Genomic DNA, 25,685 nt, shown 5'->3' with positions numbered 1-25,685 from the left:
GGCGCCCTCTGGACTCCACCGTGCCGAGCCTGCCCCTCCTCCTGCTGCTGGCCTCCCTGCCCTGCGCCGAGCGCGAGGACATCACCCTGGACCTGCGCGAGACGGCCGAATACCGCCCGGCCGGATTCGCCGATGAAGCGAGCACGCTGTCAGCACGCCTGGGCGGAATCCCGCTGCCTCCCGTCCAGGACGGGGACACCGCCCCCGAGCGCGCGGAGCAGATCGCGCGCTTCCTGAAGGAGGCCTGCGACGTCCAGGCGTTGGCGAACAGCCCCAGCGCCGTCCCGCCCCCACCGACAGAACCCGAGCGGCTGGAGGCCATCCTCGACCGGCCCGAGTTCGCCCGCGCGCGCCAGCGGCACGGCGATGCCCTGAAGCGCATCATGCGAGAGGTGACGGCGTGGCTGGAGGGCCTCTTCGAATCCAGGGGAGCTCAGGGCTTCGCGGTGGCCACGCGCGCGGTAATGCTGGGGCTGGCGCTCGCGCTCATCCTGTGGAGCGTGCTCCGGCTCCGCGCGCGGCGTGGACGCAAGGCGGCGCATGTCTCCGCCTCCTCCGCAGCGAACGCGGAGCCGTTGGTCCTGGACTCCCCGGCCGAACACCTGCGCAGGGCCCGGGCGGCGCTCTCCACGGATGCACGCGAAGCCATCCGGGAAGGATTGTTGAGCCTGCTGTCCTCACTGGAGGAGCGGCGGCTGGCCCGGCCAGACCGTGTGCGAACGAACCGTGAGCTGGCGGCGGAGCTGCCGGGCCGCGGCGCGTCCGCGGCGCTGGTGCGCGAGGTGGAGCGGCTGATGGGCTGGTACGACCGGACCTTCTATTCGCTCGCGCCGGTGGCGCCGGAGGAAGCCGCCCGCTTCGTCACCGAGGTCGAGTCGCTGAATGGAACCCTGGCCACGGAGGGCGCACGGTGACGAACTCCCGGACCGTCGTCTTCTTCGGAGTGCTCATCGCGCTGGCCCTGGCGGTGGGCCTGTCCACGCGCAGGGACGCGCCTGACTCACCGGTGCCCACTGTGGAGAACACGGCGCCGCAGGGTGCTCGCGCGCTCTATCTGTACCTCCGCGAGGGGGGCCGGGCCGTGGACACGCTGCTGACGCCGCTCGAAGCCATTCCCCCTGACACGCGCACCCTGGTGCTCGCGGCGCCCGAGGGCCGGCCCGTGACGACGGAAGAAGTCACCGAGCTGGAACGCTTCGTCCAGGAAGGCGGGACGCTCGTGTACCTGTCGCCCCGCGAGTTGGGGAAACATCAAGCGGCGCTCGAGGGATGGCTGCATCTGGAGTCCGGGCTGATGCTACCCGCCAGCAGCCGCGGCCTGGACTCGACGCTGTCCGACGTGGGCGGGACCACCGTGGACGTATGGCTGCCCGTGGGTCCCCTCCACGGACTCTCCCAGCTTCGAGTCTCCCAGGACCGGGGCCTGCGCATGGGCCACGATGACGCCGTGCCCGTCGCCGGCATGGGCGGCGCGGTGGCGGTGTGGCGCAGGGCCATGGGCAAGGGCGAGGTGTACGTGCTGGCCGGTTCGGACCTGCTGGAGAACCGGCGCCTGGAGCTGCTGGACAACCTGCGCTTCTGGGAAGCGCTGGCTGCCCGCGGGCCCCTGCTGTTCGACGAGTACCACCACCAGCTCGCGCCGCCGCCCCCCTTCTCCCGTGGCATCTGGGTCTTCACGGCGCAGGTGCTGGCGGTGGGTCTGCTCTACGTCGTGTCGCGAGGCACACGCTTCGGAGCGCCGCGCCCGTTGCGCGTGGAACGCCACCGGTCCGCGCTGGAGTACGTGCGCAGCATGGGCTGGCTGATGCGCCGCGCGAAGGTGGAGAAGGAGTTGCTACCCGAGCTGGACCAGGCCCTGCGCCAGCAGATGCAGGAGCGCCTGGGCATCCCCATGGGCCTGTCGGACGAGGACGCCGCGCGCCTGATGGAACAGGACGGAGGCGTCTCCGCCACCGAGTACCTGGAGGCGAAGGCCGACCTTACGCGGACCCACGCGCAGCCCACCGTGGCACCGGCGGACTACGCGCGGGTGGCCCGCCGCTACGCCCACCTGGAGCGGGCGCTGGCGGGCCGCGAAGCCCGCGCCTAGGCGGGCGGTACGTCAGAGCGCCTTGCCGTCCGCCATGAGCGCCGCGCCCACGTGGTGGCGAATCTCATCCACGCGCGCGTCCCAGCTCTCGCCGAAGATGCGCTCGGCGCGCTCGCGGTTCGGACCGGGTTTGTCCGCCAGACACTCGTCCACCTTGCGCACGAAGTCCTCGGTGTCCTTGGCAATCTTGCAGAGCCCCACCTTGCGGACCTCCGGCAGGTCCGTGGACACCACGGGCAGGCCGGACGCCAGGTACTCACGCACCTTAAGCGGATTGGCGTTGAGCGTCAGCTCGCTGACCTTGAACGGCATGAGCGCCACGTCGAATGCCTTGCTGTAGCCGGGCAGGTCCGCGTACCGCTTGCGACCCAGCATGTGGATGTTCGGCTCGGCGCGCAGCGCGGAGTCGTCACAGTCCGGCGTCGTCTTGCCGATGATGACCACCGAGCCTCCCGGGTGGGCGCGGGCCGTGGCGATGATGGCCTCCTGGTCCACCCAGTCCGCCACCAGCCCGAAGAAGCCGATGATGGGTTTGGGCAGACGGGCGATGTCCGTGGGAATCGTCGTGGCCGGGTCGCACGCCTTCACGAAGTGGGTGAAGTCGGTGCCATGCCGCACCAGCACCGTGCGCGGATTGACGCGGGCCTTGTTCTCACGCAGCCGCTCGGCGGAGGTGATGCAGAGGTCGGCGCGCTTGAGCAGCCGCTCCTCCAGCTCCGCGATGTGGCGGCCATTGGTGTCGCTGAAGGCGGAGAACTCGTCCACACAGTGGTAGATGACGAACGCCTCGCCCAGCGTGCCGGACACCGGCGCGGACGCGGGCAGGAAGCTCCAGGAGATGGGCTTCTGGAAGCCCAGCTTCTTCATCGCCCGCAGCACCTGGAGCCGCAGCAACTGCCGGTTGGCGCCGCGCACCAGCTCCGAGCCATAGAAGGGAATGGCCAGCGGCGACAGAACGTGGATGTTGGGCTCCACCTCGCGGACGCCTTCGGTGAAGCGGCCCAGCTTGTCGATGATGCGCTTCACGTCATGCGCGTTGGCCTTCGGCGCGCGGTTGCCGATGCTGTTCACCCAGAGGATGCGGTTCTCCCGGGAGAGAATCCGCATGATGTGGACCTTCGACAGCGGGTCCCCATCCCAGTCGTTGGAGAACACCACCAGGTCACGTCCGCGCAGTGCCCTGCGCGCGAGGTCCAACTCATCACTGCGCCGCATGTCTCGTCTCCCCCAGGCCTGAACCTTGTTCGTGTGACGACTTCAATCCGTTGCTGGAGGACAGCTCCCCGTACAGCGAGAGCAGCTCCGGCCCCGCATCCACCTGGGGCACATGCATGAGCCCTGCCGCCACGGCCTCGCGAATCACCCGCGCCAGCTCCCTGGCATTGCCCGCGGCGAACACGCGGGCGGGCTGGGGCCGGACGCAGACATCGCTGGCCACGCAGGGCACTCCCAGCGTCAGCGCCTCGCGCACGGAGATGGAGTCCCCGTCATGTGTGGTGGGCCGCACGAAAGCGTCGCTGCGCGCGATGAGCCCCAGCGCAGCGGAGTGCTCGAGCTCCCCCAGCACCTCCAGGTGGCCCGCGACGCGCGCTTCGCGGACGTCGCGGATGAACGCCTCGGATTCCAGGCCCGGACCGAAGAGCGCCAGGCCCACGTCCGGCCACGTCTGCGCCAGCTCGCGCAGGGCCCGGAACATCAGCGCGCGCCCGTAGACGGGCGATGGATGGTGCGCCATGGACAGCAGCACCCGCCGCCGGGAGCGCGCGGCCTCCGCCGCCGAGGGAACGGGCCCCGGCCGCACCTGCGAGGCGCAGAAAGCCGGGAGCACGTCGATCTTCTCCGCGGGCACACCGCAGCCCACCAGCGCGGACTTCACCGCGTCGGACACGGCGACCACCCGCGCATAGCCCGCAAGCGCCACGCGCACGAAGCTCCGACGCGTGTCGGACGCGGCGAGGTAGTCCGGCAGCAGTCCGGAGTGGAGGGTGATGACCCGGGGAGACTTCGGCCCGGGCAGGCTTCCCACCATCCCCGCCAGCACCCAGGACTTCGGGTTGTTGCCACTGGTGTGGACGTGAATTGTCCACCCGGTGGCAACGTGCCGCGCGAGCCACAGGGCGAACGGAGCGGCGCCGCGAGCCGGGATGACATCCGGAGCCGGCCGGCCCCCCTTCCCGATATCGAGCACCCTCACGTCGACCCCGCAGCCGCGCAGGTAGCCATGAAGCTGTTGAACATGAACCGCGACGCCACCATGCGGTGGCGGGTAATCCCCGACGAGGAGCACGCGCATCGATGTGACTCCCGCGGACTACTGGCGCAGCCTGGAAGACGACGGCACGGAAACCAGCGACACACGGGGCGGCAGCTCCCCCATCTCGCGCTGGTACGTCCCGAGCGGATCCGGGTCCTGCCGGATGACCCGCGCGGGCACCCCGGCCACCACCGTGCCCGGAGCCACGTCCTTCACCACCACCGCGTTGGCGCCAATGACGGCGAAGTCACCGATGTGGATGTTGCCCAGGATCTTCGCGCCCGCGCCCATCCGCACGTAGTCACCAATGACGGGAGCGCCCTCCATGCCCGAGCGCCCGCCGATGGTCACCTGCTGCGAGATGAGGCAGTTGCGTCCAATCCGCGCGGCCTTGTGGATGACCACGCCAATGCCGCCGTAGCCCAGCTGTGTCCCCTCGCCGATCTCCGCGTCCTCGGGGATGTACGAACTGTGCAGATAGTAGATGGCCTTGCGCAGCACGGCTGGCAGCAGGGGCACACCCCGCTTCTTCAGCCTGCGCGCGAGCCGGTAGAACGTCATCGCGTCGACACCCATCACGCCTCCCAATCCCCTTGTTCCGACCGCACCAAACTAGGTACCTCCCCGCAGGGAGGGAAGTGCGCTACCCCGCCCTTCGCGCTCGCAGCCCCGCGATCAAGCTGAGCGGTCGCACCCCCGTGAAGTGCAGCACCACCAGGTATCCGATGAAGAACAGTGCCCCGGCCACCGCCAGAGGCAGCACGCGCCACAGAAAGCCCGTGGGCAGGTGCGCCCAGGCCCCGTGGGCACCAGCCCGCAGGACGAACACCGCCGCCGCCGCCGCGCACGCCGCCAGCGTGGCCTTGCCCAGCGACTGCCAGGGAATCACGTCCGCTACGCCCAGCTTCCGCTCCGGCGTGGACAGCGCCGCGGGCACGCGGGCCAGCAGCATGGCCTTGCCCACCACCTCCGCCACCGCCCACGAGCCGATGCCGCCCATCAGCCCGAAGTGCTTCACCCCCAGCCACACCAGCGGCACCGTCACCGCCGCCTTCACCGCATAGGACGCGAAGATGGCCCGCGTCTGCCCCCGGGCGCGCAGCGTCCCGTCCATGGGGAGGATGGAGAGCACCACGCCCAGCACGCTGATGCGGAAGACGGGCACCGCGGGCAGGAACTTCTCACCGAACATCGCCCCGATGAACTCCGGCGCCGCCGAGAAGAGGAACGCCGCGAAAGGCAGGAAGAAGTAGGCCAGCTTTCCGGCCGCTTCACGGAAGGCCTCCACGCCCTCTTCCAGGCGGCCTTCGCGCTCCAGTTCGCCCAGCCGCACCATCAGCACCTCGCTGGTCGGCGTGTACAGCAGGTCCACCACCGGCAGTTGGAAGCAGCCGACGCGATAGAGCGCATACAGCGCCGGCGCCACCGCGCCCGCCACCGCGTACAGGTGCGCGTTCTGCTGGGGAATGGCCAAGAGCATCGCCGCGCCGAAGGGCGCCGCGTAGGTCAGTTGCTCGCGGAAGCGCTGGCCGTCCACCCAAGGTCCGGTGGCACCGCGCAGCGACACCACCCACGTCGCCAGGTAGCGGAGGCCCGCGAAGGCCGCCACCGCCATCATCATTCCGTAGAGCGAGGCGCCCAGGAGTGGCGGCACCACCATCACCGAGGCCCGCACCGCATCCGATATCAGGTACACGACCGCGGACGCCTTCGTGCGGCCCTGCGAGGTGAGGGACACCTCCAGCGGGAAGCTCCCCAGCAGAAAGGCGGTGTACGCGGCCAGCGGCAGGCGGTACTCGGCCAGCGCGGGATTGGAGAACCAGCCCGCCACATACCCGAGCAGCGCCCACACCGCTCCCGCGCCCACCAGGCCCATGGCGGACATGAACAGCAGCGTCTGCCCCAGGAAGGGCCGCTTCGCGTCCGCGCGAGGCAGGAAGTAGTAGAGGCTCTGCACCACGCCGAACGGCAGGACGTAGTAGAGCGTCGTGGCGATGAGGAACAGCTGGTAGTACGTCCCGTAGTCGTCCAGGTTCAGCACCCGGGCGAGCACGAGGGGAATGGACAGCGTCAGCCCGGCGGTGAACAGCCGGGCCAACACCAAGGGGCCGGCGCGCCCGAGGAACGAGCCCCCGGACGCGGCCGACGTGGAACCTCCGCTCACGGAGCCTCCTGGATGGTCGTGGCGGACTCTGGGCCCACCACGATTTCGTTACTGGTCGCGGGCTTGGGGCCCACCCGCACCGGGGCGCTGCTCAACTGGTTTCCCACGGTGGGGGCGCTGATGAAATGGGGGCGCTTCCCCGGCACCGGGCTGCTCATGCCCAGCACCCCGAAGCAGTCATCCAGCTGGCAGCCGGTGAGCGCCGACGAATAGTCGCCGAGCATGCCCAGGCTGAAGTTCTCCCACAGCACCTTGCGCTTGAGGGTGAACGGGTCACCGCCAATGCGGTTGGGCATGTCCTCCGTGGTGACACCGGAACGGAAGCCGTTGGCCGACAGCACGCGGATGACCTCGTCCGAGTACCAGCCGTTGCAGTAGGCGAAGTCGCGCACGGTGATGCCCACCTCGCGCTCGATGGCGCGCTTGGACTCCAGGATTTCGCGCTCCACCACCTCCTGTGGCTCCAGCGTCAGCACCGTGTGGCCCAGCGTGTGCGCGCCGAACTCGAAGCCGTCGCGCGCCATGCGGCGCACCTCGTCCCAGTTCATGACGTCGCCCTGCTCCGGCACCAGGTCCGCGCCGCCGCCGAGCTGCTGCTCCAGCGCATCGATGATCTCCGTCAGCACGCGCGTGGGGTGCTCGCCGATGAAGTCGTCCAGCGACGCCGACACCGTCTTCTGCCCGGAGAGGATGGGCCCCAGCAGTTGCAGCGCGGGCGCGGGCAGCGAGTCGTAGAACGGCCGGAAGCGGCGCTCCTGGACACGGCGAAGCAGGTGGAACAGCCGGTCGTGGTTGAAGCGCTTATCGGTGCTGATGAACGCCGTGGGCAGATAGGTGATGGCCGGAACGCCCATCTCCTTGAGCACCGGATAGGCGTACCGGTAGACGTCGCGGTAGCCGTCGTCGAACGTGACGACGCACAAGTCCTTCTTCGCCACCCGGCGGCCATTCATGACGTCCACCGCGTCACCGATGGAGGCCAGCTCGAAGCCCGCCGCGTGCGCCTCCTCGAGGTGCCGGCGGAAGGTCTCCTGGGAGATGAGCAGCCCGGGAATCGAGCGCTGCAGCTCCCCGGTGAAGTCGCTCACCACGCGGTGGTAGCTCACGATGAGGATGCGCCTCCCGCCAGACTGGGAGCGCCGATACGCGGCCATTGCCCGCCGCATCCCGCTGTAATGGATCATCCCCGCCGCCGCCGCCTTGACCGCTCTACGCAACACCTTGCCCGTCGCCATTCACGCCCTCCGCGCGGATCCGCTGAGTCCGCCTCGCCATGCCCGCGCACCGTTGCAGGGGAGGTGCCAGGAGGGAGGTTGGGCACCCTGGACCGGGCAGTCGAGAGGGCCAGCCGTCCGAACGGGTCGCGTGGCGAGCAGTGGACGTTCCCCTCCGTGGAACCCCGGAGGCCCCCGGCGGGCACCTCCGACCACATCGGGAGGAAAACCTTTCCTCCCGATGTGGTCGCCCTTTCTCCATCCAGGCCACCATCTTGGGTTTCACTGGTGGACGTTCTGGTTTCCGGATACGAACGCCCCGCCGATGCCTCCCCTCTCCGCCGCCCCCGCGCTTGCCCTGCACGACGTCAGCAAGCGGTATGGCCGCCGGTGGGCCCTGGCGCGTCTCACGTACGCGCTCCCCGCCGGACGCTCGCTGCTGCTCACCGGCCACAACGGTTCCGGGAAGACGACCCTGCTGCGCCTGCTGGCCACCGCCCTGAGCCCCACCGCGGGCCGGGTGGAAGTGCTCGGCCGCGACGCGGTGGTGGAGCGCGACGCGGTGCGCCGGGACGTGGCGCTGCTGTCGCACGCCAGCTTCCTCTATGAGGACCTCACCGCGCACCAGAACCTCACGGTGCTGGCCCGGCTTCTGGGACTGCCCTCGCCCGCGGACGCCGCCAGCGACGAGCTGACCCGGGTGGGACTCAGCCGCCGCTCCGACAGCCCGGTCCGCAGCTTCAGCGCCGGCATGCGCAAGCGCCTGGCGATTGCCCGCCTGTTGCTCAAGGCGCCGTCCATCGCGCTGCTCGACGAGCCCTTCGGCGAGCTGGACCCCGCGGGCATCCGCGACATGGAGGCCATCATCGCCGAACTCAAGGCCAGCGGCGTCACCGTCATCCTGGCCACCCACCTCATCGAGCAAGGCCTGACGCTGTGTGAAGAACGCCTTCACCTGCAGGAAGGCCGGGCGGTGGCGGCATGAGCACCTCGCGTCCCCGCCCCATCGGCCTTTTGACGGCGACCCTGGCGTTGCTGCGCAAGGACCTGCTCATCGAGTGGCGCACCCGCGCGCGCCTCAACGCCATCATCTTCTTCGCGCTGGCCACGCTGCTGATGTTCTCCTTCGCGCTGGGCCCCGACACGAAGCTGCTGGAGAAGAACGCCGGCGGCTACTTCTGGTTGGCCATCCTCTTCGCCAGCGTGCTCGCCCTGGGCGAGTCGTTCCGCGTCGAGTCGGAGAACGCGTGCATGGACGGCATCCGGCTGGCCCCCGCCGACGCCCGCGCCATCTTCCTGTCCAAGGCCCTGGGCAACACCCTGCTGCTGACGGCCCTGGGCGTCCTGCTGGTGCCCGTCATGGTGGCCCTGTACGGGGTGCGCATCGTCACCAGCATGGTGGACCTGGGGCTCATCCTCCTGCTCGGCAGCCTGGCCTTGAGCGCCCCAGGAACCGTCTACGCCGCGATTTCGAGCAATGCCCGGGCACGGGATGTGCTTCTGCCTTTGCTATTGTTCCCGCTGGTCATCCCCGCCCTCCTCTCCGCGGCCAAGGCGACCACGCTCGTACTTCAGGGAGACCCCATGAATCAGTTTGGCTCATGGGTCGGGCTTTTGGGCGGATTCAATCTGATTTATTGGGGCATAGGCTTCTTGCTGTTCCCGCGGATCATCGAGGACTGACGGATGGGAAAGTTCATCAAGTGGGGCCTGCCGGCGCTGGCGCTGGTCGTTCTCGCCGCGGGGTGGTGGCTGGGACTGGAGTGGGCACCGCCGGACCGCGAGATGGGTGACGTGCAGCGCATCATGTACGTCCACGTCCCGCTCCAGTGGGTGGCCATGGTGGCCATGGCCATCAACTTCGTGGTGGCCATCAGCTACCTCATGAAGGCGAGCTGGAAGCTGGATGCCGCCGCCGAGGCGTCCGCGGAGATTGGCCTGGTGCTGGGCACCGCGGGGATGATCACCGGCGCCATCTGGGGCCGGCCGACCTGGGGCGTCTACTGGTCGTGGGATCCGCGCCTGACCTCGCAGGCCATCATGCTGGTGACGTACACCGGCTACCTCGTGCTGCGGCGCTTCGTGGAGGACCCGGAGAAGCGCGCCACGTGGAGTTCGGTGGTGGCCATCATCGGCGCCATCAACCTGCCCATCGTCTGGTTCTCCGTGCGCTGGTGGCGCAGCCTGCACCAGGTGCAGTCCACGCCGAAGACGGTGGACCCGGAGATGACGCTGGCCCTGCGCGTGTCGGCCTTCGGCATGCTGTTCCTCACCCTCTGGTTCCTGGTGCTGCGCTACCGCCAGGCCCTGGCCGAGCGCGAGGCGGAGGTGGCCCTCCCGGATGCGCTGCCGTCGGACCTCGCCGCTGCGGGTGGCGCCAACTCCACGAGGGTGGCCTGAACATGATGACGCTTTCCACGCAGATGCTGTGGATCCTCGCGGCGGCGCCCGGACAGGTGGGCAGCGGCCGCATCGTTGGCGGCTGGGGCTATGTCTGGGCCTGCTACGGCATTACAGTCGCCATGCTCGTTCTCTACGCTGTGTCCCTGTGGGTTCGTCGGCCCAAAGCCCCCACCGACGCCAAGGAGTGAGTCGCCATGTCCCCCGTCGCTCGCAACCGTCTGATTGCCCTGGGGGCCCTGCTCGTCGCGGGGGCTGGCCTGGGATTCGTGGCCTTCGGCAACATCGGTGAGAACCTCGTCTACTACTGGAGCCCGTCGGAGATGCTGGGCCAGGGTGACAAGGCGTACTCGGCCACCATCCGCCTGGGGGGCGTGGTGGAGGCAGGCAGCATCCAGTGGAACGCGGAGCACACCACCCTGCAATTCCGCGTGGCGGATGACGTCAAGGAAGGCGCGCCCAGCGTGCTGGTGCGCGCCACGGAGACGCCTCCGCAGATGTTCCGCGACAAGATTGGCGTCGTCGTGGAAGGCACCTACGACAAGTCCGGCGTCTTCAGCTCCAACCGGCTGATGGTGAACCACTCCAACGAGTACCGCGCCCCCAAGGAGGGTGAGGATCCTCGTCAGTGGCAGGAGACGCTCTCCGACGCCACCGCCATGGGTGCGAAGTGAACGGAACCGTTGGCTACGGCCTCGTGCTCGGAGGGCTCGCGTTCGCGACCTTCGGCGCACTCGTAGGCCTGGTGAGCGGCCTGCGTCGAAGTGACGCAGGCTTCCCGTGGGTGCTGCGCGCGGTGTGGGGCTTCGCCGCCTGCATGGTGGGCTCCAACCTGGTGATGGTCCACGCGCTCGTCACGCACGACTTCAGCGTGCGCTACGTGGCGCAGGTGGGCAGCCGGGCCACGCCGCTGGTCTACACCATCGTCTCGCTGTGGAGCGCCCTGGAGGGGTCCATCCTCTTTTGGGGTCTCATCATGGGCGGCTACATCGCCGTCTTCGCCTACATCCACCGGCGCGAGCACGCGCGGTACATGCAACTGGCGCTGGGCACCATGCTGGCGGTGGGCGTCTTCTTCGCCTTCCTCATCGCGGGCCCGGCCAATCCCTGGGGCGCGGTGTCCCCCGTGCCAGCGGACGGCCCCGGCCCCAACCCGCTGCTGCAGAACCACATCCTGATGGTCATCCACCCGCCCATGCTCTACCTGGGCTACGTCGGCATGACGGTGCCCTTCGGCGTCGCGGTGGCGGGCCTGCTGCGCGGCGAGATTGGCGAAGCGTGGATGGCGCCCCTGCGGCGCTGGACGCTGGTGGCGTGGCTCTTCCTGTCCATTGGCATCATCCTGGGCGCCTGGTGGGCCTATGCCGTGCTGGGCTGGGGCGGCTACTGGGCGTGGGATCCGGTGGAGAACGCGTCCTTCCTACCCTGGCTGACGGCGACGGCGTTCATGCACTCCACCATGGTGCAGGAGCGCAAGCGGATGCTGAAGCTGTGGACGCTCAGCCTCGCGCTCGCATCCTTCGTGCTCACCATCCTGGGCACGTTCATGACGCGCTCGGGCATCTTCAACTCGGTGCACTCGTTCACCCAGTCCGACATCGGGCCCACCTTCCTGGTGTTCCTGGGCTTCCTGCTGGTGCTGTGCGTGGGCCTGCTGGCGGTGCGCGGTCCGCTGCTGGTGCCGGAAGGCCAGTTGGCCTCACCGCTGTCTCGCGAGGCGAGCATCCTGGTGAACAACCTGGTGTTCGTCGCCATCACCTTCACGGTGCTGCTGGGCACGCTGTACCCGCTCATCTCCGAGGCGGTCCGCGGCGTGCGCGTGAGCGTGGGCGAGCCGTACTTCAACAAGATGGCGGTGCCGGGCGGCATCGCGGTGCTCTTCCTGATGGGCGTGGGCCCGGTGCTTCCCTGGGGCAAGCCGGATCCGGCCACGCTGCGCCGGCAGTTCATCATCCCCTCCGTGGTGGGGCTGGTGGTGACGGCGGCGTGCTTCGCGGTGGGCCTGCGCGGCGTGTACCCGCTGATGACCTTCGGGCTGGCGGGCTTCGTCACCGTCGTCACTGTGCGGGAGTTGGTGGCGCCGGTGCGGGTGCGCATGTCCGAGCGCAAGGAAGGCTTCGTCGCCGCGCTGACCACCAGCGCGCTCAAGGCCCAGCGCCGCTTCGGCGGCTACGTGGTGCACCTGGGCATCGTGCTCATCATCGTCGCGGTGGCCGCGTCCTCCGCGTACGTGAAGCACACCTCCGGCACACTGAAGAAGGGGCAGGTCATCGAGCTGGGCGGCTACCAGATGAAGTACCTGGGCCTGGTCAGCGGCGAGGAGCCCCACCGCACCTACGTGGCGGCGCGCATTGAAGTGACGTCCCCGGGCGGCAAGGTCTCCGAACTGAAGCCGCGGCTCAACTACTACGAGCGCAGCACGGACCCCATTGGCACCCCCGGTGTCCGGGAGACGCCGGCCGAGGACCTCTACGTGTCGCTGATGGCCTTCTCCGAGCAGGCCGGCACGGCGAGCATCAACATCTGGGTCTTCCCGCTCGTCGGGTGGATCTGGTGGAGCATCCCCCTGCTGGTGCTGGGCACCCTCATCGCGCTGTGGCCGCGCCGGAAGACCGCCGTGGCCATGGCGGGCGCGCCGGCGGTGGGCACGTCCCCGCTCACGGGTGGTGACGCCGAGCGAGGGGCCGCCTGATGAAGGGCTGGCGCTACACGCTGGGCTTCGTGGTCCTCTGCGCGGGCCTGCTCTTCGTGTTGTTCAAGGGCTTCGGGCGCAACCCGCACGAAGTCCCCTTCATGATGAAGGGCAAGCCGGCCCCGGACTTCGGGCTGCGCGCGCTGGACAGCGGAGAGAAGGTGAGCCTGGCGGACCTGAAGGGCCGGCCGGTGGTCATCAACTTCTGGGCGTCCTGGTGCGGCCCCTGCCGCGTCGAACACCCCGTGCTGGAGTGGGGTGCGCGGCAGTACGGCTCGCAGGCGGTGTTCCTGGGTGTGGTGTTCCAGGACACCGACGACAACGCGCGCGGCTTCCTCCAGCAGTACGGTGCCAGCTTCCCGCAGTTGGTGGATCCGCGCTCGCGGATGGCGCTGGACTACGGCGTGGCGGGCGTACCGGAGACATACTTCATCGACCCCAACGGCATCATCCGGGGCAAGCATGTGGGCCCTATCGACCCGCAGACGCTGGCCCTGCGCATCCAGGAGCTGTCCACGCCCTCCGCCCCCACCGAGGCCGCGCGGAAGTAGCCCCTGTCGTCCCAATGAGGTGGCGGTATGCGGTGCCTGGAGTGTGGTGAAGACTCCAATTCCCGGTTGCGGTACTGCGAGAACTGCGGGGCGACCATGCCCGAGCCGCCCAAGGGAACGGGCGCCCGGGCCGCGCTCCGTCCCTCGCGGCCCCAGCGCGACCTGGCGGAGCCCGCCTATGCGGCGGACATTCTCGAGGAGGCGGATGAGCACTCGCGGCCCTATGTCGTGGGTAACGCGCCCGAGCTTCCGCCCGAGGACAAGACGGACCCGGGCCAGTCCGCCCCGGCCTACGACGGGCCGAAGTGGCTGGCGCACGTGCCGGCCCACTCGCCCACGGTGCTGGGCGTCATCGTGGTGGGCTGCGCCGTCTTCCTGTCCGGCCTGCTCTCCTCCTCTGGCGTGGGCCTCCTCGGGACGCTGCTGGCGGTGGTGAGTGGCACGGTGCTGGTCGCACGCGAGCTGCGCGCCGCGGAGCAGTCGCCTGGCTTCACCGAGCGAATGCCCGCGGTGCTGATGACGCCGGAGGCCGCCGCCGCCGCCACCGCGGTGATGGTGGCGCTGGCGCTGCGCTCACTCAGCCTGGGCGTGCTACCGCTCCTGATGGTGGCGGGCGTGGGGCTGGTGGCCCATGATCAGTACCGCAAGGCCATCGCGGGAGAGGACGGCGTGGGCGTGTACTTCGAGCCCCGGCAGCTCCTGGCGATGCCCCAGTTGGTGGGCCTGGGTGGCGTGGCGGTGTGCCTGCTGGCGCTGTTCGCGCCGTGGGGCACGGTGAAGCTGGACCTGGGCCTGCCGGACAACGCGCCGGTGCCCCAGGGCCCGCCGGAGCTGCGCGTCATCGCCACGCAGCGGCCCACCGACGACATGCTCTACAGCTACGGTGGCGGCGTCACCCACCTGCGGGGCTGGGATTTGCCGGCGTCGGTGGTGGTGGAGCTGGCGCTGCTGGCAGTGCTTGCCCTGCTGGCGCTGCGGCCGGAGGTGGAGCGCCCGTCCTGGACGCGCTACCTGCCCGCGGGCGCGGTGGCCCTGTCGCTCGCGTTCGCGGGGCTCAACATGCGCCTGCTCCCCGGGCCCTTCGTCTTCGTCTTCGGCCTGGGCGCGGTGGGCTTCCTCGCAGTGCAGCACCTGCGCGCGGCTCGCGCCGCCGAGCTGCCCCCGCGGCAGTACGAAGAAGCCGTCGAAGAGGAAGGCTGAGCCGGGTCAGCCCGCGAAGGGCACCGGCGCGACGCCGCGGACGCCCGGTGTCAGCTCGAAGAGCCCACCGGCCAGCGGCTGGGCCTCGAGCTCCTCCGCGCTGAGCCCATCTCGCCCGGTGGTGACGAACAGCCGGTCCAACGCGTCCCCGGCGAAGGCGACACTGGTCGTCTTCGCCACGGGCAGCCGGTACTCGGCCAGCCACGCGCCGTCCGGAGAGAAGCGGCGCACGCAGCCCCCTCCATAGAAGGCAATCCACAATCCGCCCTCCGCGTCGGCCGTCATTCCGTCGGGGAAGCCGTGGGGCTCGTCGAAGCGGAGGAACTCCCGGCGACGAGAGGCCGCGCCGTCCGGGCTCAGGTCGAAGGCGTAGGTGACGCGCCGGGGCGAGTCATTCACGTAGAGGGTCCGCCCATCGGGGCTGAAGGCGGGGCCGTTCGTCACGGTGTAGCCCTCATCGATTCGAGCGAGGTGTCCCTGGGCGTCGAACCGGTAGAGCCCGCCGGTGGGCGCCTCCTCGTGGTCATCCATGGTGCCCACCCAGAAGCGGCCTTGTGGGTCCACCTTCCCGTCATTGCAGCGGTTGTGGGGGTGTTCAGGCTCCGGATCCAGCAGCCGCTCCAGCCGCGCGCTCCGGGGCTCGTAGAAGGCCAGGCCCCGCTCCGTCCCCGCGATGAAGCCTCCACTCCGCCGGGGCGCGAGCGAGGCGATACGCAAAGGGGTGTCCCAGCTCGCCTGGGCACCGCTCTGGAGCTCCAGCCGGTGCACCTTGCGGCCCGGGATGTCGAGCCAGTAGAGCGCGCCCTCGGTGGCCATCCAGAAGGGGCCCTCGCCGAGCACGGCTCGTGCGGGCCAGATGCACCTGGCTTCGTCGTGCCTGGCAACGTCCGTGGTGCGCATGCGTGGCTCCTCCAAGAAAGCGAGACTCAACGTCCGTAGCCAAAATAGGCACGCCGCACGCGCCGGACATGCACGCGGCGGCGGACGTGGCCTCGTCACGCAGCGATCACTCCGGCTCGCCCGGCTGGCCATGCATGCGTCCTCTGACTGACCCACCAGGTTGAGGTCCGTTAACCCGACGCACAGAACAGGGTTATCCCAGAACTTCCGGTGATAGCGGGCACTCTGGGTTCCCGTACCTTGGGCACGCCTTCAACGATGCACAGACACCATCGCGAATCCAGGCACGGGGGGAGCGCGGCATGGTCAGTCCGAGGACGGCACCAATCCGGACAGGAAACACCAGTACCTTCATCTTGAAGCAGCGACGGCTGCACCTGGTCCTGTTGGATCCACAGGAAGTGCCCTACGCGGAGACGGAATACGTGCTCACGGTCGGCCGCACCGAGCACTGCGGCAGAACGGCGGCGGATGGCTCGTTGAGCCACGAAGTCCCGGGCCTCGCCGCGGGTGAGTTGCTGGTGAAGCTGTCCAAACCGCCAGCGCCACCGCCCCGCCGGAGCGCGCCTCCCGCCGCCACCAAGGGCGCGCCACCGCCCTACCCACCCGCCGTCACCGATGAGGACTTTCCGGACGCCACGCCGACCGCCGCGTCCGAACCGGTGACGCTCCGCTGGGCGCTGCAGCTCCAGTCGCTCCCAGGATTCGAGTCCGACGCCCTCCGGGCCGCGCAGGAGCGATTGCACAACCTGGGCTACGCCATTGAAGGTGAGCGCGGGTCGCCCGGAGCCTCGACGAAGTCCGCCGTGCGAGCGTTCCAGCGCCGCCATGGCCTGCCGGAAACGGGACAGCTCGCGGACATCTCCCGCGAACTCATCCGCCTGCACGACGCCTGAGGCCACCACCCATGGCACGCATCTCACTGACGGCCAGTGTCGCCCTCGCTGCGCCCGGAGGACGCAACCGCAACCGCCTCCGTCCCGCCAGTCATGGCATCGCAGACTTCCGGCTCCGCAGCCCTGGAGGTCCCCAATCCCGCTGCCACCGCCCGGTTCCCTTCCCCGCGCTGACAGGGGGTGATGACGGCTTCCACTTCGCGCCCGAAGTCGAGCCCGTGGAGTTGACGTGGCGTCTGCTCAACACGAGCGGGCTGGTGCGCGCTGGAAAGCTGGAGCTCTTCACGCGCTACCGCAAGGCGCCGCTGTGGTCGCGCGAGCTGAGCCGCGAGGAACTCCTCCAAGGCGAGCACCGATGGGCATGGGATGGCCGCGTGCCCGAGTCGGAGACATCCCCGGATGGCGTCGTCACGGTGGAGCACTCGCCATACAAGCTGAAGCTGACGCTCCAAGGCAGTGGACTGGCGCAGGCGCCCGTGGCGTGGACGTTCTTCCACGTCCTGGTGGCGGGCGTTGACCTGGAGCTGGGTGAGCCCCGGGTGCTCTCGCGACCACGCGACCGTGAGCTGACCCAGTCGTTGAAGCGGCTCCCCGCGCCCGACGAGAAGGCCGAAATCCGGCTGGTCGGGAACGTCTTCAAGACAAAGCCGTCGGAGATGTCCGATGACACGGACCACCAACTGCACCGCAAACACTGGGGTAGCGGACCGGAGCTTCCGCTGTTCGCCCGAGCCTGGCTGAAGGACTCGCGCGGCAACCGGGTAGATGCGCCGAAGGCCCTGGGCCGCGTGCGCTTCCTCTGGGACTGGGAGGACGAGACAGAGGCCATCGAACACCATGCCCCCACGGCCCGGGCCTTCCTCAAACATGCGCTGGACCGTCACTGTTCGACGTCACAACCCAAGGGCGACAACGCGCACCGGGACGTGGGCGGCAAGCGCGGTGCGCCGTCGCTTGCGGTGTTTCCCAGACAGGCCGGCTACGCGCCCCAGGCCGAGCCCCGTGACGGCGCCTTCCCCTTCCGCGTCACGCCCTGCAACAAGCGCGGTTGGGCGGCCTACAGCCAGGCGTGGACCACAGGGGCTTTCGCGGGACGCACGGGCGTGGTGTTCCAGCCTTCCAGCATCGCGGGAGACGCCTGGCGAGTCACAGTGCAGCTTGCCTATGACCGCCGAAAGGATGGCGGCGTGGTGCTGGACGTGGACGATGATGGACCGCTGCCCGCCGCCGTGCGCGCCGCCACCGGCGTCTTCGAATCCTGGCGCGAGGTCCACATCTCCCGCCTCTTGTGCAAGGACACGGGCGCCTCCGGGTTCTCGCTCTCCGCCGTGCAGGGCCATTTCGAACAAGCCTTTCTGCGCCTGGAGGACCGCACGGGCGGCGTCTCGGGATGGTGCGCACGGGAATACAACGCGTGCATCGCAGAGGCCGTGGCGGCATCCCGGCACTGGGAGCTCCGGGCTGCCATCGACCCTGCGGTGGACCAGTTCGCCGCAGGCGGCCACGCGCTCACCTTCCGCACTCACGCGGAATTCCTGGCCGAGGTGAAGCGCGTGAAGCACTGCGGCGATGCGGACCTCCCCCGGTGGCTGGCGCCCACGCGAGAGCGCAGGCTGCCCCTGCTGGAGGCTCGCGAGTACCACCGGCAGTGCAAAGACTGGGCAAAGGCACTGCTCACCCGGGCGCTGGACTCGGCGCTGGGGACGGCTGCGGGCATCGCGCTCTTCCAGTTCTCCGGGCTCTACAACCTGGAGACGACGGTCGGCGGCATTCGCGTGAACGGTTTCGCGTCGGAGTTCCCCTCGCGGAAGCGGGACCGCTGCGCCGTCATCCAATGCGCCGCGCCGGGCAACTACCGAAACGGCTTCAACTCGCTGGAACAAACGCTGGCGCATGAAATCGGGCACCAGCTCTTCCTGCCGCATGCCCCCTTCCCCGCGCACCGTGAGATTGGCGGCGCCCAGGCGAAGCGCCACGACGTCGACGGGAAGGACTGCCTGATGGGCTACGACTTCACGACGGAGCGGCGCTTCTGTGGGCTCTGTCTCCTGCGCCTGCGGGGATGGAACACCCACGCCCTGGACCGCGACGGTGCCCGGAACGCGCGGCCATGAGCGCCTCCGTCCTCTCCGGGCCGTGGCTGCTCGTGCTGACCCTGTCGGCGGCGAACCCCGTCCCCACGCCGTCCCAGGTCAAGACGGCACCGTCCCCACCCTCTGGAGGTCCGCCCATGCGCATCCAACTCAGATTGTCCAAGGCGCAGCTCGTCACTTCAGAAGACATGGACGTGCGCATCGCCCTGTCCAACGAGAGCGCCACGCCCCTGGAGTTTCCCGACCCCTTCCGGCACTCGGACCAATCCCTGACATACACCGTCACGGGCCCCGAGTACCCGAAGGGCCATGCCGTCAATCACTACACTGTCATCGAGCGTGAGGGCACGCAGCCGCTCGGTGGCGTCGTCGCGCCCCAGGTCCGACTGGGCTCGGGACGCGTGCTCGAGTCCGTCGTGCCGCTCCAGGAATGGGCGCCCATCCGCCAGCCCGGCCGTTACCGGCTGACCGCGAGACTTCAGGCCGCGGGAATCGATACGGTGTCCGCGCCGGTCGAATTCGAGGTCGTGACAGGACGGCCAGACTCCGCGTCGGCGGGAGTGATGATTGGAGGCGGGCCGTACTCCGGGGTTGGCACCGTGTGGCTCCAGCACCTGGAGGAGCAGACCCTGCTGATGCAGGCCGTCTTCGTGGACGAGACGGACGAGGCCGGACGCGGCGTCTCCCGGCGGACCTCGAAGGTGCTGGGAACGGTGGCGCCAGATGCTTCCGACGCGCTGGCGCCGTGGACGAACGATGCGCCGAGCGGTGAGGCCGTGAGCTGGGTCCTGTGGCGCCAGGGCGCGTCGATTCTCGCCCTGGCTCCGCCCGCGACGATCACAGCGCCCTTCCGCTTTGACCTGGAAGCGCCGCCAGAGAGGCTCATCCGTCCGCCCCTGGAGACACATGCCGGAGAGCTCTTCGTCCCCATCGTGGAGGCTGGGGGGAGAGGGCTCCGACTCCTGCGATTTCAGTCGAGCATGGATGCCCCCAAAGTCACACCCGGAAAGGAAGTGGGGCGCGTGAGGCTCCCATCCGTGCCCCTGAGTGCTCGCGCCACTCTGCAGCCCGGGTCCGTGGGGAATGGCATCAGCATCGTGCTCGTGAGCGAGGCCGCGGGAGGACTGGAAGTCCAGCACGTGCGAGCCACGAGCGCCGGCCGTCTGAGCCGAGTGGCGAGCTCGCTCCTCCGAGGACTGAGCGCGCTTCCTGATTCCGAGCCGGGCGTCTGGATTGATGACTCGGGCCACGTCCATGCGGCCCTGGTGGCGGTGTCGCTGAAGAACCCTCGGCAGCCCATGCTGGCGGAAGTCCGCTTCCGTTCCGACGGAAGGCTCGTGGCGCCCCCAAGCATGACGCCGCTGCCCGAGCTCCCAATGAGTGCACGCGCCGCGGTGGCGCGACACTGCCATCTCCCCCACTCCGACAGAGCAGGCGAAGTGCGCTGGGCCATTCTCCTGGAAGACGGGAGGTTGATGCATTCGGGGCAACGAGGTTCACCCTCGTCACCGAAGCAGCCTGTGGCGGGTCCACTGGAGTTGATCGAAATGCTCCAGGGCACGTTCATCCTCACCACGGACCCCATTCGGGGCCCTGAGTTTGAATGGCTTTAGGCTCCGGGGGCGATTCCCGAACCTGCCCGAAGAGGCAGCCTCGATTGTCTGTCCTGACGTTTCCCACTTGAAACGTCTACTGTGAGCGCTTGCCTCAACGGCGCGCTTCCACCGATGAGTTCCCTCGGTACTTTCGGCATTGAAGCTCGGGGAATGATGCGGCGGGGTCGGCATGGGCACGGCGAGCGCCGACCTCCCGCAGGATGCGGACCATCTGCTCCTCGGTAAACCTGCTCTTCCTCACGACCGACCTACTTCCTGGCCGCGAGGACTCTCTCACGCTTCAACTGGTCCGAAAATCAGGGTGCAGACCAGCCGGGTCCGGGTGACGCGGTCATCAAAGGAGAAGAGCGCACCGCACTGGCGGTGGCGCCAGGCGTGACGGTGCGCACCGTCTTCCTCCTCCAGGAGATGGCATCGCGGAGTATTCCCAGGAGAAATGGGGGCGCTGTCACGCCTTGGCGACTTGCGCCAAGGCATCGTTGAAACACGGTGGCGAGATCCGCACGCGGCAACGCCTCTCACAAAGGTCACCGTTTGGTTCCGCTACCGCCTATTCATCCCCCCTTTTGGCTGGCTTCACCAGGAAGGACTCACGTGAGTCGCTACCCGTCACCGCGAGCGACACCGTCCTTCCCGTCCGACAGATGCCGCACCGCATCACGCCCCCCTCCGCGACATCCGCCTGAATTCAGGTGATGAAAGCCAACCAACACTCCGCGCGCGGGATGTCAGAAATGTTAAAGTCCTTCCATGCTCGTCATTCGGGATGTTCAACTCGCAGCCCTGGCCGAGCCACGGCTGGGGGCATTGCGCGCGTGGCTTCATCCTCATCTGCGCAAGCATTTCGGGGAGCGACTGCTCGAGACAGACGACGCCGCGCTGAAGGACTTCATTGACGCCAGCGTCGCGAGGGCCATGGAACACGGCGTGAGGAGTTCACAGGGCATCGTCAGGTTCGCTCACCTGCGGGTGCTCTTTGGCGAGGGATTCGAAGCGCTTCCATGGGCGGCGGAAACGCTGTCGCGAACCGACATCCCCACACCGGAGAGCAAGATCGAAATTCTCTACGGGAACGCGCGCCGTGCACTCACTGCGAAAGGGGGCGAATGATGAAGCGCAGCAGAAGCCCGATTCGGGATGGCGAGTCCGAGGAACTGGCTTGGCTGGACCTCCTGCGACTCCACGCCGCCGAGCAAGACCTGGCAAACGCGCCGGAGGTCTCCGTCGTCGTGCCGTGCGAGCAAACGGTCACGAACGACGTCACGGCGAACGTCGCCGTCGCGCATGTACCAGGCTGGTTCGACGACGCAGGGCAAGGGACACGCCCGGCGATCGTCATGCTGTCCATCATAGAGACGCACCCAGACCTGCCGTATCAGGGGAGCGGGACGGTGAGCGTCACAGGGGACGCCGACCTGTTCTGCGATAGCAACTGCACGACTCCCGCAGCTGAAGCGTTCACGGCGGAGGCACTTCGCGCGACTCTCCCGCTCTTCGTGCGGGGCAATTCAGCCGGCAACGTGACGGTGACGCTCACCATCACTCCAGACGCCAACCCGAACGTTCGCGTCATCGTACCGTCAGCGACAGAAGTCGTCGGCATTCAGGCCATCAACGTGGTGAACCCGACGGTGACAGTGGGAGAGGCCATCGCGTGGCACCACGAGGAACAGTTCGCGGCCGCGCAAATTACGCTGGGCCTCGCTGAGAGCACAGGGCAGCCGCCGTACGCGGGACGAGGACGGCCCACCGTGGTGGGTGGTTCGCTCTTCACCGATGCGAACTGTGAGACTCCCGTCGACGCCTTCGACGCGGGCGCCCTACGTCACGGCGTCACCGTCTACGTCAAAGGCGCGAACGTGGGCAACGCCAGCGTCCAGCTCGCGCTCGATGCCGTTGACTCCCCGGGCATCCGCGTCGCGCCTCCTCAAACTGGAGACATCCCCGTCCAGGCCATCAACGTGGTGAGCCCGACGGTGACAGTGGGAGAGGCCATCGCGTGGCACCACGAGGAGCAGTTCGCGGCCGCGCAAATTACGCTGGGCCTCGCTGAGAGCACAGGGCAGCCGCCGTACGCGGGACGAGGACGGCCCACCGTGGTGGGTGGCTCGCTCTTCACCGATGCGAACTGTGAGACTCCCGTCGACGCCTTCGACGCGGACGCCCTACGTCACGGCGTCACCGTCTACGTCAAAGGCGCGAACGTGGGCAACGCCAGCGTCCAGCTCGCGCTCGATGCCGTTGACTCCCCGGGCATCCGCGTCGCGCCTCCTCAAACTGGAGACATCCCCGTCCAGGCCATCAACGTGGTGAGCCCGACGGTGACAGTGGGAGAGGCCATCGCGTGGCACCACGAGGAGCAGTTCGCGGCCGCGCAAATTACGCTGGGCCTCGCTGAGAGCACAGGGCAGCCGCCGTACGCGGGACGAGGACGGCCCACCGTGGTGGGTGGCTCGCTCTTCACCGATGCGAACTGTGAGACTCCCGTCGACGCCTTCGACGCGGACGCCCTACGTCACGGCGTCACCGTCTACGTCAAAGGCGCGAACGTGGGCAACGCCAGCGTCCAACTCGCGCTCGATGCCGTTGACTCCCCGGGCATCCGCGTCGCGCCTCCTCGGACTGGGGACATCCCTATCCAGGCCATCAACGTGGTGAGCCCATCCATTCGCTGCGATGAGCTCGTGCTCGTCCATGGCAACCATCACAACCGTTCGACAGATCCCTCGCGGCTGATCCTCGAAATAGATCAGACGGACCCAACACATACATGTGGAGACCTCAATCTCCGGCTGGACTACGGAGCGCAGATTGCATGCTTCAGGGACCAACTGTGTACAAACGCAGTGGCTTCCGGGACGACTTTCGCGGCCAATCAGCTCCCCGTAACGCTCTATATGCGCGGAGTGACGGCCGGCAATTGCGACGTGAGTGCTGAAGCTCGCGGAACGGCGGGCTCCGCCTGGCGGCTTGCCGCGCGCGCATCGAAGACGGTTTGCGTCGAGAAGATCGAGCTGCAAGTCCCCACCTTCGCTGGGGGATTGTCCCTCAATCCCGACCCGCTGCTCAACGCCCCCAAGCAGCGCGAGCTCCACGCCAAAAACAACCAAGCCTTCACATTCGCCAAGATGACGGTGACCGCCCCAAGCAATGCGTTCTGGCAGAAGGCCGACCAATTGTCGTTGGAGCACGCCAACCTGGAGGTCTTCGATGACGCGGCTGGAGCACTTGCGGGGACCGCTCTCCTCAATCAGGCCCACTTCGGCGGCCATCCTGTCGTTCGCTACTTCGCCACGCAAGGCAACAACCCAGCATGGGATGCAATCCCAACGCATGGGCACGGAATTCCCGCCACGCGCAATCCGGTCAAGGTTGTCACAGCCAGGTACGTCTCGTGCGCCGCTCGGATAAGTGCAGCCGCATCCGCAGACGGCATCCCGCGAACACTGAACCATGGGGACGTCGTGTGCCTTGATACCTTCAGCTTCGATCAGCACCTCGATAGACTGACGGGCAACGAGTGTCGGACACGAGCCCTGGCCGGTCCCGCCAACACGGATGTCGCGCTTGCGCTCGCCGCGGCGCACAAATACTACGGCCGACGAACCGCTTTCTGGGTCAACCGCAACTATCGAGCCATTGGGGGATCGCCATTTGGTCTATTCCTCAATTCGATGAACAATCCGCACGGGAACAACAACACCTGGGCGACCGCTGGCGCGAACTGGATTGAGAACTTCCTCCTGAACGACCACGGCATCGTCCTCAATGCGCAGATGAAGACCCGGATCCGCAACCACATCTTCGCGGTCATTTCGGGAGCTACGGTCATTCCACATGGTACAAATGCCGCCTATGGCTTCGCCGCCTTGTACGGAGTACCCGGAGTTCATGCGGAGTGCCTCGCGACCAATCAGCTCCTCGCCGCGGGCGTCGCAGCGACAGACGTCACGGTGGCCACCTACATGCTACAGGAGCAGCATCAACGTCAGGGGCGCCCCTTCGTGGCGTGTCCAAACTGCTCCGGCATCCTGGTCGCCCCCGGCCAGTTCCGGGTGATTACGGGATGAGGGCAAGACCATGACCATGGAACCCATGCGACGTATCCGCACGAGCACCCTGACCACCGACGACAACGGCCGTTTGTCCTATGAGGGAGCAGGCTTTTCGGGCCTCGCCTATCGCGTCGAGGACGACGGGGTCGTTCGCGAGCTCCTCGCTGTCTCGGAGGGAAGTGTCTCGGGCACATCGGACGACTGGCTGCCCCAACTCGAAGGTGCGCGGTTGGATCGCGCGTGCCTCGAACTCGCTGACGCCTATGGACCGTTGCTCTGGCGCGGTGCGCCAGTCGACGGCATCGTGTACACCTTCAACCGTCAGGGACTGTGTCTCGTCGAAGAAGCGTATGCCTCCGGCCAGCCCGCAGACACGGCGCGCAGAGAGTGGTACCCATCCGGAGCGCCGAAAGCGGACATGCGGAACGGCGATGGTTGGGCGTGGTTCGAGGACGGGCGGGTGCGGGCACGGGCCACCCCCGAACAGACGTTGCTCAATCTGCCGGTCCGTGACGACGGAAGCCTCAGTGGCATCGTACTGCACGACCCCAGCCTGCTCGACGTGACGTCCGTCAAGCCGATGGCGTTCTCAAACGAGTTCCTGCTCACCGGACGGGGAGTCGATGATCGCCTGCTTCAAACACTGCGCGATGAGACCGGGCTTGGAACGGTGCTACGCCTCCATTTAATCGACACAGCGGTCACTCCTGCCAGTGTTGAAGTCCTGGCGTCGCTCAAGAGCCTCAACGAGCTCTGGCTGCGCAGGAATCGCGCGCTCGGCCCAGGGCAAGTGGAAGCACTGAGGGCGCGCCGGCCTGATGGGGTGGTCCATTATGAAGAGGACCCCACTACGTGATGTAGCGCCCCCACCCTCGCGTCCGGCGATGACTTCGGACGAGCCATTCGCAGAAGCCATTGGGCCGCTTGCTGCTGGCCCCGTTCAAGGCGCTGTACGTGTGGATGAACGCGCACATCACCGAGGTCGAGCGGGCGCGAACCGCGCATGACCAGCGGACGGTGCCTCTTGACAGGGCCGACGCAGTCCAGACGCGCCGGCCCGGCCTTCGCGAACTACCAGCGCCCACTCGAGCCGCCGCCCGATGAACGCCCGCCGCTCGAAGAGCTGCTCCGGCTGGATGAGCTCGACGATGTGGACCGCGTGAGCTTCGGGGTCGAGTGACGGGAAGTCGCGGTGTGGTGACAGTGCGTGCAACGCACCGTGACCTCGATTTCTCCGCCAGAGGAGTACGTCGCGCTGCGAATCGTCCGGCTCGTCTTGTTCGCGGTCACATAACGGCACTTCGTGCACCGGACATGACGCGTGAAGAGCGTTCCATAGCGCTCCACCACCGCGTCCTGGCATGGCTCGCACCACCACACGTCGTAATCCACCGAGCCCAACTGCTCCTCACGAACCTGCCCCGGCGCCAGGTGGGCATCGTCGGCATCCTCATCGAGCCGCGCCCTCGGGTTGCGGCACTTCTGGCACCGGCGCGGTCTGCGACGAAGCAGCGCCCGGCCCGCAACCCCCACGGCCCCCACGAACCTGTCTCTTATACAC

23 protein-coding genes are annotated in these 25,685 nt (G+C 68.1%); 17 read left to right on the top strand and 6 right to left on the bottom strand.

Features of this window, described 5'->3' with window-relative positions; translation table 11 throughout:
- Positions 1-20 precede the first annotated feature (20 nt).
- Entirely contained in the window at positions 21-914 is an 894-nt protein-coding gene (locus tag FMQ63_RS31245) for a DUF4129 domain-containing protein (RefSeq protein WP_011553310.1), read from the top strand.
- Complete coding sequence (locus tag FMQ63_RS31240) at positions 911-2,089, top strand: DUF4350 domain-containing protein (RefSeq protein WP_011553309.1); 1,179 nt, start codon at positions 911-913, stop codon at positions 2,087-2,089. Before FMQ63_RS31245 ends, FMQ63_RS31240 begins: the two co-directional genes overlap by 4 nt.
- Positions 2,090-2,101: 12 nt before the next feature.
- On the opposite strand, the gene exoP is transcribed toward FMQ63_RS31240, so the two are convergent.
- From exoP to exoL, 5 genes are all read right to left on the bottom strand, one after another.
- The gene (gene exoP / locus FMQ63_RS31235) at positions 2,102-3,304 is read right to left on the bottom strand and encodes a spore coat polysaccharide biosynthesis glycosyltransferase ExoP (RefSeq protein ID WP_020478983.1); all 1,203 of its coding nucleotides are present in this window, start codon (positions 3,302-3,304) and stop codon (positions 2,102-2,104) included.
- Positions 3,291-4,382, bottom strand: coding sequence for a spore coat polysaccharide biosynthesis glycosyltransferase ExoO (gene exoO, locus FMQ63_RS31230; RefSeq protein ID WP_011553307.1), 1,092 nt, complete (start codon positions 4,380-4,382; stop codon positions 3,291-3,293). The genes exoP and exoO overlap by 14 nt, the downstream gene beginning before the upstream one ends.
- An 18-nt stretch (positions 4,383-4,400) precedes the next feature.
- A complete protein-coding gene (locus FMQ63_RS31225) occupies positions 4,401-4,919 on the bottom strand; it encodes a serine O-acetyltransferase (RefSeq protein WP_043613256.1) in 519 nt (172 codons plus the stop codon).
- A 67-nt stretch (positions 4,920-4,986) separates the two neighbouring features.
- The gene (exoM, locus tag FMQ63_RS31220; RefSeq protein ID WP_011553305.1) at positions 4,987-6,507 is read right to left on the bottom strand and encodes a spore coat polysaccharide flippase ExoM; all 1,521 of its coding nucleotides are present in this window, start codon (positions 6,505-6,507) and stop codon (positions 4,987-4,989) included.
- Positions 6,504-7,661 (bottom strand): spore coat polysaccharide deacetylase ExoL, encoded by a 1,158-nt coding sequence (gene exoL / locus FMQ63_RS31215; protein WP_020478982.1) that lies wholly within the window; start codon positions 7,659-7,661, stop codon positions 6,504-6,506. The genes exoM and exoL overlap by 4 nt, the downstream gene beginning before the upstream one ends.
- 385 nt (positions 7,662-8,046) lie before the next feature.
- Here exoL and ccmA point away from each other — a divergent pair, with 385 nt between their 5' ends.
- The 8 genes from ccmA (at position 8,047) to FMQ63_RS31175 (ending at position 14,564) form a co-directional block, all read left to right on the top strand.
- The gene (gene ccmA, locus FMQ63_RS31210; protein WP_011553303.1) at positions 8,047-8,706 is read left to right on the top strand and encodes a heme ABC exporter ATP-binding protein CcmA; all 660 of its coding nucleotides are present in this window, start codon (positions 8,047-8,049) and stop codon (positions 8,704-8,706) included.
- Positions 8,703-9,404 (top strand): heme exporter protein CcmB, encoded by a 702-nt coding sequence (locus FMQ63_RS31205; protein WP_011553302.1) that lies wholly within the window; start codon positions 8,703-8,705, stop codon positions 9,402-9,404. The genes ccmA and FMQ63_RS31205 overlap by 4 nt, the downstream gene beginning before the upstream one ends.
- 3 nt (positions 9,405-9,407) lie before the next feature.
- Positions 9,408-10,121 (top strand): cytochrome c biogenesis protein CcsA, encoded by a 714-nt coding sequence (gene ccsA / locus FMQ63_RS31200; RefSeq protein WP_011553301.1) that lies wholly within the window; start codon positions 9,408-9,410, stop codon positions 10,119-10,121.
- 2 nt (positions 10,122-10,123) lie between these two features.
- The gene (locus FMQ63_RS31195; protein WP_011553300.1) at positions 10,124-10,312 is read left to right on the top strand and encodes a heme exporter protein CcmD; all 189 of its coding nucleotides are present in this window, start codon (positions 10,124-10,126) and stop codon (positions 10,310-10,312) included.
- A 6-nt stretch (positions 10,313-10,318) separates the two neighbouring features.
- The gene (locus FMQ63_RS31190; RefSeq protein ID WP_011553299.1) at positions 10,319-10,795 is read left to right on the top strand and encodes a cytochrome c maturation protein CcmE; all 477 of its coding nucleotides are present in this window, start codon (positions 10,319-10,321) and stop codon (positions 10,793-10,795) included.
- Entirely contained in the window at positions 10,792-12,813 is a 2,022-nt protein-coding gene (locus tag FMQ63_RS31185; RefSeq protein ID WP_011553298.1) for a heme lyase CcmF/NrfE family subunit, read from the top strand. Before FMQ63_RS31190 ends, FMQ63_RS31185 begins: the two co-directional genes overlap by 4 nt.
- Positions 12,813-13,364, top strand: a complete 552-nt coding sequence (locus FMQ63_RS31180; RefSeq protein WP_011553297.1) for a thiol:disulfide interchange protein — start codon at positions 12,813-12,815, stop codon at positions 13,362-13,364. Before FMQ63_RS31185 ends, FMQ63_RS31180 begins: the two co-directional genes overlap by 1 nt.
- A gap of 96 nt (positions 13,365-13,460) precedes the next feature.
- Positions 13,461-14,564: a zinc ribbon domain-containing protein gene (locus FMQ63_RS31175; RefSeq protein ID WP_225909242.1), complete on the top strand. Its 1,104-nt coding sequence runs from the start codon at positions 13,461-13,463 to the stop codon at positions 14,562-14,564.
- Positions 14,565-14,570: 6 nt separating this feature from the next.
- On the opposite strand, the gene FMQ63_RS31170 is transcribed toward FMQ63_RS31175, so the two are convergent.
- Positions 14,571-15,464, bottom strand: coding sequence for an SMP-30/gluconolactonase/LRE family protein (locus FMQ63_RS31170; protein WP_011553295.1), 894 nt, complete (start codon positions 15,462-15,464; stop codon positions 14,571-14,573).
- 356 nt (positions 15,465-15,820) lie between these two features.
- Between FMQ63_RS31170 and FMQ63_RS31165 the strand changes: the two genes are divergently transcribed.
- The 7 genes from FMQ63_RS31165 (at position 15,821) to FMQ63_RS37625 (ending at position 25,304) form a co-directional block, all read left to right on the top strand.
- Complete coding sequence (locus tag FMQ63_RS31165; protein WP_225909241.1) at positions 15,821-16,360, top strand: peptidoglycan-binding protein; 540 nt, start codon at positions 15,821-15,823, stop codon at positions 16,358-16,360.
- Between the two features lie 11 nt (positions 16,361-16,371).
- Positions 16,372-18,474, top strand: a complete 2,103-nt coding sequence (locus FMQ63_RS31160; RefSeq protein ID WP_011553293.1) for a hypothetical protein — start codon at positions 16,372-16,374, stop codon at positions 18,472-18,474.
- A complete protein-coding gene (locus FMQ63_RS31155; RefSeq protein ID WP_020478981.1) occupies positions 18,471-20,066 on the top strand; it encodes a hypothetical protein in 1,596 nt (531 codons plus the stop codon). Before FMQ63_RS31160 ends, FMQ63_RS31155 begins: the two co-directional genes overlap by 4 nt.
- 753 nt (positions 20,067-20,819) lie before the next feature.
- Positions 20,820-21,179 carry a hypothetical protein gene (locus tag FMQ63_RS31150; RefSeq protein ID WP_011553290.1) on the top strand — a complete coding sequence of 120 codons (360 nt, stop codon included), beginning with the start codon at positions 20,820-20,822 and terminating at the stop codon, positions 21,177-21,179.
- The gene (locus FMQ63_RS38185) at positions 21,176-24,139 is read left to right on the top strand and encodes a hypothetical protein (protein WP_011553289.1); all 2,964 of its coding nucleotides are present in this window, start codon (positions 21,176-21,178) and stop codon (positions 24,137-24,139) included. The genes FMQ63_RS31150 and FMQ63_RS38185 overlap by 4 nt, the downstream gene beginning before the upstream one ends.
- A 10-nt stretch (positions 24,140-24,149) precedes the next feature.
- Entirely contained in the window at positions 24,150-24,980 is an 831-nt protein-coding gene (locus FMQ63_RS31140; protein ID WP_011553288.1) for a hypothetical protein, read from the top strand.
- Between the two features lie 168 nt (positions 24,981-25,148).
- On the top strand, positions 25,149-25,304 hold the full coding sequence (locus tag FMQ63_RS37625) for a hypothetical protein (protein ID WP_171452356.1): 156 nt from the start codon (positions 25,149-25,151) through the stop codon (positions 25,302-25,304).
- Positions 25,305-25,685 lie beyond the last annotated feature (381 nt).

The organism is Myxococcus sp. CA005 (assembly GCF_006518205.1).
In the GTDB taxonomy this organism is placed as follows: Bacteria; Myxococcota; Myxococcia; order Myxococcales; family Myxococcaceae; genus Myxococcus; species Myxococcus xanthus.
Note: the sequence above shows the minus strand (reverse complement) of the source record. Positions and strands in the feature narration are given on the sequence as shown.

Bases quoted from the DNA above. Each gene is read 5' to 3' on its own strand.
- exoO (WP_011553307.1), bottom strand. From the start codon at position 4,382: ATGCGCGTGCTCCTCGTCGGGGATTACCCGCCACCGCATGGTGGCGTC.
- ccmA (WP_011553303.1), top strand. From the start codon at position 8,047: ATGCCTCCCCTCTCCGCCGCCCCCGCGCTTGCCCTGCACGACGTCAGC.
- FMQ63_RS31190 (WP_011553299.1), top strand. From the start codon at position 10,319: ATGTCCCCCGTCGCTCGCAACCGTCTGATTGCCCTGGGGGCCCTGCTC.
- FMQ63_RS31150 (WP_011553290.1), top strand. From the start codon at position 20,820: ATGCTCGTCATTCGGGATGTTCAACTCGCAGCCCTGGCCGAGCCACGG.
- FMQ63_RS31225 (WP_043613256.1), bottom strand. From the start codon at position 4,919: ATGGGTGTCGACGCGATGACGTTCTACCGGCTCGCGCGCAGGCTGAAG.
- FMQ63_RS31175 (WP_225909242.1), top strand. From the start codon at position 13,461: ATGCCCGAGCCGCCCAAGGGAACGGGCGCCCGGGCCGCGCTCCGTCCC.
- FMQ63_RS31180 (WP_011553297.1), top strand. From the start codon at position 12,813: ATGAAGGGCTGGCGCTACACGCTGGGCTTCGTGGTCCTCTGCGCGGGC.
- FMQ63_RS31160 (WP_011553293.1), top strand. From the start codon at position 16,372: ATGGCACGCATCTCACTGACGGCCAGTGTCGCCCTCGCTGCGCCCGGA.
- exoP (WP_020478983.1), bottom strand. From the start codon at position 3,304: ATGCGGCGCAGTGATGAGTTGGACCTCGCGCGCAGGGCACTGCGCGGA.
- FMQ63_RS31140 (WP_011553288.1), top strand. From the start codon at position 24,150: ATGACCATGGAACCCATGCGACGTATCCGCACGAGCACCCTGACCACC.
- exoL (WP_020478982.1), bottom strand. From the start codon at position 7,661: ATGGCCGCGTATCGGCGCTCCCAGTCTGGCGGGAGGCGCATCCTCATC.
- FMQ63_RS31195 (WP_011553300.1), top strand. From the start codon at position 10,124: ATGATGACGCTTTCCACGCAGATGCTGTGGATCCTCGCGGCGGCGCCC.
- ccsA (WP_011553301.1), top strand. From the start codon at position 9,408: ATGGGAAAGTTCATCAAGTGGGGCCTGCCGGCGCTGGCGCTGGTCGTT.
- FMQ63_RS31155 (WP_020478981.1), top strand. From the start codon at position 18,471: ATGAGCGCCTCCGTCCTCTCCGGGCCGTGGCTGCTCGTGCTGACCCTG.
- FMQ63_RS38185 (WP_011553289.1), top strand. From the start codon at position 21,176: ATGATGAAGCGCAGCAGAAGCCCGATTCGGGATGGCGAGTCCGAGGAA.
- FMQ63_RS31205 (WP_011553302.1), top strand. From the start codon at position 8,703: ATGAGCACCTCGCGTCCCCGCCCCATCGGCCTTTTGACGGCGACCCTG.
- FMQ63_RS31170 (WP_011553295.1), bottom strand. From the start codon at position 15,464: ATGCGCACCACGGACGTTGCCAGGCACGACGAAGCCAGGTGCATCTGG.